At 73.6% G+C, this 5545-nt stretch carries 2 protein-coding genes, 2 pseudogenes and 1 riboswitch; of the genes and pseudogenes, 1 reads left to right on the forward strand and 3 read right to left on the reverse strand.

Features of this window, described 5'->3' with window-relative positions:
- The 3 genes and pseudogenes from AC2W7J_RS15345 to cobN form a co-directional block, all read right to left on the reverse strand.
- The coding region (locus tag AC2W7J_RS15345; protein ID WP_485983454.1) for a nicotinate-nucleotide--dimethylbenzimidazole phosphoribosyltransferase at positions 1 to 546 on the reverse strand (546 nt) is incomplete at its 3' end.
- A 76-nt stretch (positions 547 to 622) separates the two neighbouring features.
- A pseudogene (gene bluB, locus AC2W7J_RS15350) lies at positions 623 to 1111 on the reverse strand (5,6-dimethylbenzimidazole synthase); the annotation flags it as partial.
- A 116-nt stretch (positions 1112 to 1227) separates the two neighbouring features.
- A complete protein-coding gene (gene cobN, locus AC2W7J_RS15355; protein WP_485983452.1) occupies positions 1228 to 4896 on the reverse strand; it encodes a cobaltochelatase subunit CobN in 3669 nt (1222 codons plus the stop codon).
- Positions 4897 to 4977: 81 nt separating this feature from the next.
- A riboswitch (cobalamin riboswitch) is annotated at positions 4978 to 5043 on the reverse strand.
- Between the two features lie 51 nt (positions 5044 to 5094).
- On the opposite strand from cobN, the pseudogene AC2W7J_RS15360 reads away from it, so the two are divergent.
- A pseudogene (locus AC2W7J_RS15360) lies at positions 5095 to 5545 on the forward strand (cobalamin biosynthesis protein CobG); the annotation flags it as partial.

Here is a 5545-nt window from a genome sequence, read left to right on the forward strand (position 1 = left end):
GGCCGCGGTGCCGGATCTCGCGCCCCGGCGGCGACGAGGGGCGTCGACGTCGGCGAGCGTCATCGCATCCGTGGACGCGAGGTCGCCCCGCTCCCCCGTTGGTCGGACTCCGTGCGCACCCGGGACTGCCTGGGCCACACCGGCGTCCACCCCGACGACGGCGAGTCCGGCTCCCTTCGCCGCGGCGGCACCGAGCGAGGTGCCGGCGACGGTCGCGGCGAGCACGTCGTGGGTCGTGGCGGCAGGGAAGGCGCTCACGCCGAGGTCCGTGACCGGGTGGTCGGCGCCGGCGAGGACGAGGGTGCCACCGGTGACGTCCTGCGCGCCGACGGCGAGCACGCGGTTGAGCGCGCGGTCGAGGACACCGAGCGACTCCGGCGGTGAGAGCAGCTCGTCGGCGGCATCGGTCGCGCCGACGAGACGCGTCGGCTCGGGGCCGCGCAGGTGCGAGACCGGCTGCTGGGGGGCGCCCTCGTCGGCCGGCCAGCGCTCCCGCAGGACGACCTGCTCGAGCGGGGTCTTCTTCGACCAGGCGGCGCGCTCCAGGCCGGGCGACGGGCGGGCGCTCGTCGGGCCAGCCGAGGCAGAGCCAGCCGAGCGTGACGACGCCCTCGGGCAGGCCGAGCAGGTCGGCGAGCTCGTCGGGGTCGAAGAGCGTCACCCATCCCATGCCGAGGCCGTGGGCGCGGGCGGTGAGCCACATGTTCTCGATGGCCGTCGCGCAGGACCAGAGATCTGCGTCGGGGAAGGTCGCCCGCCCGAGGACGCCGGTCGCCGGGGTACGCCGGTCGCAGGCGACGACGACGCCGACGGGGGCCTCGCGCAGGCCCTCGAGCTTGAGGTCGAGCATGCGCGCGGCACGCTCCGAGGCGAGGTGCGCGGCCTGGTCGACCCGCGCCCTGTCGGCCATCGCGGCGGCCCGGTCACGGGTCGCCGGGTCGGTGACGACGATGAAGCGCCAGGGCTGCGAGTGGCCGACGCTCGGCGCCCGGTGCCCGGCCTCGAGGACGGCTGTGATGAGCTCCTCGGGCACGGCGTCCGGCCGGTAGCGCCGGATGTCGCGCCGGCCGGCGACGACGGAGGCGAGGGCCTCGGTGACGGCCTCGCCCATGGCCCAGCCCGAGGGGTCCTCGCGACGCTGCGCCGCGCTGCTCGTGTCACCGATCGTCGGGACCGGGCGGGCGTACCGGGCGCCGTCGAGGCCCCCGCCCTCGCCCTGCCCCGCGCTCACTCGTCGTCCTCGAGGTCGCCCTCGATGTCGAGGTAGACCTGCTGCATCGCGCGCACGACCTCGGGGTCCGGCTCCTCCCACAGGCCGCGGTCGGCAGCCTCGGTGAGCTTTTCGACGATGCCACGCAGGGCCCACGGGTTGGCCCGGCGCATGAACTCCTGGTTGGTCTCGTCGAGGACGTAGTCCTGCGCGATCCGGTCGTACATCCAGTCGTGGACGACGCCGGCCGTCGCGTCGAAGCCGAAGAGGTAGTCGACGGTCGCCGCGAGCTCGAAGGCGCCCTTGTAGCCGTGGCGCTGCATCGCCGAGATCCACCGCGGGTTGACGACGCGCGAGCGGAAGACCCGGTTGGTCTCCTCCTGCAGCGTGCGGGTGCGCACCGCGTCGGGCGAGGTCGAGTCGCCGACATAGGCCTTGGGCTCGCTGCCGGTCAGCGCCCGGACCGTCGCGACCATGCCGCCGTGGTACTGGAAGTAGTCGTCGCTGTCGAGGATGTCGGACTCACGGTTGTCGACGTTCTTGGCCGCGACCTGGATGCGGCGGTAGGTCCGCTCCATGTCCTCGGCGGCCGGTGCACCGTCGAGGTCGCGGCCGTAGGCGTAGCCGCCCCACGCGGTGTAGACCTGCGCGAGGTCGTCGTCGCTGCGCCAGTTGCCCGACTCGACGACCTGGAGGATGCCCGCGCCGTAGGAGCCAGGCTTGGAGCCGAAGATCCGTGTGCGAGAGCGTCGCTCGTCACCGTGCTCGGCGAGGTCGGCGACGGTGTGCGCGCGCACGTGGTTGTCCTCAGGGGCCTCGTCGAGGCCGGCGACGAGCGCGACGGCGTCGTCGATGAGGGCGATGACGTGCGGGAAGGCGTCGCGGAAGAAGCCCGAGATGCGCACGGTGACGTCGATGCGCGGGCGGCCGAGCTCCGCGAGCGGGATCGGCTCGAGACCGGTGACCCGGCGGGACTGCTCGTCCCACACCGGCGTCACGCCGAGCAGGGCGAGCACCTCTCCGATGTCGTCGCCGGAGGTGCGCATCGCCGACGTGCCCCACATCGACAGCCCGACCGAGGTCGGCAGCTCACCGGTCTCCTCGCGGTAGCGGGCGAGCAGCGAGTCAGCCATCGCGGTGCCCGTCTGGTAGGCCAGCCGCGAGGGGATCGCCTTGGGGTCGACGGAGTAGAAGTTGCGCCCGGTGGGCAGCACGTTGACGAGGCCACGAAGGGGGGACCCGCTCGGCCCTGCGGGGATGTAGCCGCCGTCGAGGGCGTGCAGCACCATCGGCAGCTCGCGTTCGGTCGCGGCGAGCCGCGGCACGACCTGCGTCGCGGCGAACTCGAGCACCCGGGTGACCTCGGCGGCCGCCTCCGGCGCGAGGTCGGGCTCGTGCTGCGCGACGAGATCGCCTGCGGCAGAGGCAGACCAGTCCGCGGCGGCGAGGGCCTCGACGAGGTGACGGGCCCTCCCTTCGACCGCATCGGTCTCGGTGGTGGAGGCGTCCTCGGCGAGGCCGAGCGCCGCCCGCAGACCGGGGACGGACCCGACCTGGCCGGAGAAGACCTGCGCGGCACGCAGGACGGCGAGCACGAGGTTGACGAGCTCCTCGCCCTGCGGCGCCTGGCCGAGGACGTGCAGACCGTCGCGGATCTGGACGTCCTTGATCTCGCAGAGCCAGCCGTCGACGTGCATGACGAGGTCGTCGAAGCCGTCGGCGTCGTCGAGGTCGACATCGTCGCCCAGACCGAGGTCGACGTGCATCTGCGCGGCGTGCAGCAGCTGCCAGATCTCGCCGCGCAGGGCCGGCGCCTTGGCCGGGTCCATGACCGAGACGTTGCCGTACTCGTCGAGGAGCTGCTCGAGGCGGGAGATGTCGCCGTAGGACTCGGCGCGGGCCATCGGCGGGACGAGGTGGTCGACGATCGTCGCGTGGGCACGGCGCTTGGCCTGCGTGCCCTCACCGGGGTCGTTGACGAGGAAGGGGTAGACGAGCGGCAGGTTGCCCAGGGCCGCGTCGGTGCCGCAGGAGGCGGACATCGCGAGGTTCTTGCCCGAGAGCCACTCGAGGTTGCCGTGCTTGCCGACGTGGACGACGGCGTGCGCGCCGAACTCCTCCTCGATCCAGCGGTAGGTCGCGAGGTAGTGGTGCGTCGGCGGCAGGTCGGGGTCGTGGTAGATCGCGATGGGGTTCTCGCCGAAGCCGCGGGGCGGCTGGACGAGGAGGGCGACGTTGCCGCGGACGAGGGCTGCGGTGACGATCTCGCCACTCGCGTCACGCGTCGTGTCGACGAAGACCTCGCCGGGCGCCTCGCCCCAGTGCTCGGTCATCGCCTCGCGCAGGTCGGCGGGGAAGGCGTCGAACCACTCGCGGTAGCGCGCGGCCGGGATGCGCACCTGAGCGCCCTCGACCTGCTCCTGGGTGAGCCACTCCTCGTCCTGCCCGCCGGCGGCGATGAGCTCGTGGATCAGGGCATTGCCCGAGGTCGTGTCGGACGCCTCGCCCTCGACCGAAGGGAGCGGGTCCATCCCCACGAAGCCGTCACCGAGGTCGTAGCCCGCCTCGCGCATCGCACGCAGCAGGCGGATCGTCGAGACCGGGGTGTCGAGGCCGACGGCATTGCCCAGGCGGGAGTGCTTCGTCGGGTAGGCCGAGAGGACGACGGCGATCTTGCGCTCGGCGACCGGCGTGGAGCGCAGGCGCGCGTGGTTGACGGCGATGCCGGCGACGCGGGCCGCACGCTCGGGGTCGGCGACGTAGTGCGGCAGGCCCTCGTCGTCGAACTCCTTGAAGGAGAAGGCGACCGTGATGAGGCGACCGTCGAACTCGGGGACGGCGACCTGGGTCGCGACGTCGAGCGGGCTCATGCCGTCGTCGGACTCCTCCCAGTCGGCGCGACCCCAGGTGAGGCACAGGCCCTGGAGGATCGGGATGTCGAGGGCGGCAAGCTTCTCCACGTCCCAGGCCTCGTCGTCCTCGCCGGCGCCGGCGGTGGCGGGCTTGGTGCCGCCGGCCGCGAGGACCGTCGTGACGAGGGCGTCGAGGGTGCCGAGCTCCTCGAGCAGGCCGTCGGGTGCGTCGCGCAGGGAGGCGGAGTGGATGACGACGCCCTGGCCGCCGGCCGCGTCGATCGCATCGGCGAGCGCGTGCGCGTAGTCGGTGTTGCCGGCGGCGTACTGGGCCCGGTAGATGAGGACGCCGACGCGGGGCCGACGGGTGTCGCTGCCGGCGGTGTCGAGGGCGGCCGGCTCGTCGCGCTCGAGGACACCCCACTGGGGCAGCGCCTGCGGCGCCTCGAAGCCCTCACCGGTGAGCAGGAGGGTGTCGCCGAGGAAGGCGTGCAGCTGCGCGAGGTTGGCCGGTCCCCCTTCGGCGAGGTAGCGGTGGGCCTCGGCCGCGGTGCCGGGCGGGACCGTCGACAGCTCCATGAGCGCCGCGTCGGGCTCCTGGGTGCCGCCGAGGACGACGAGCGGCGCGCTGGCGGTGCGCAGGTCCGCGAAGCCCTCCCACAGCCCCTGCGGGGATCCGAGGTAACGCACGACGACGATGTCGGCGCCGGCGACGCGCTCGGCGATCTGCTCGTCGGTGAGGCGGGCGGGGTTGCCGACGACATAGTCGACGCCGGCGCTGCGCGCGCTCAGCAGGTCGGTGTCGGAGGTGGACAGCAGGGCGACGGTGGTCACGTCTGGCTCCTTGGCGGGGGTCCGCGCCCCGCGGTCGAAGGGAGGGACCCGCACGGTCTCGTGCAGGCCGGCCGGCAGTGCGTGTCTGACTCGCGAAGGGGGCTTCGCTCACAGTGGCGGGACCGTCCCGGACTTGCACCGGGTTCCGCGCTGCTCGGTTGTCCGGCAGCCTACCGGGGCCGCGTAGGCTGCCCTGCCGTGAGCACACCGACGCCCTCCCGCAGCGGGGCCGACCGCTGCCCGGGGCTGCTCACCCCCTTCGTCTCGGCGGACGGGGCGATGGTGCGTCTGCGCATCCCCGGTGGTCGGGTGGACGCCGCCACGCTGCGCGAGATCTCCTCTCTCGCAAGCCGGTTCGGCAACCCGGACATCACGCTCACCTCACGTGGCAGCCTGCAGCTGCGCGGCCTGCCCGACCCGCTCCCCCGTGAGCTCATCACGGCGATCGGCGACCTCGGACTCGTCCCCTCCGGCCCGCACGACAAGGCGCGCAACATCGTCGCCGATCCGCATCCCGGGCTCGACGACCTCGTGACCGCCCTCGACGAGGGGCTGCTCGCGGACCCCGGGCTGGCCGGGCTGCCGGGGCGCTTCCTGCTCGCCGTCGCCTCCCCCGGCGGTCCCGTGCTCGCCGAGCCGTGGGACGGCG

Source organism: Janibacter sp. CFPM2_SD2 (assembly GCF_057364645.1).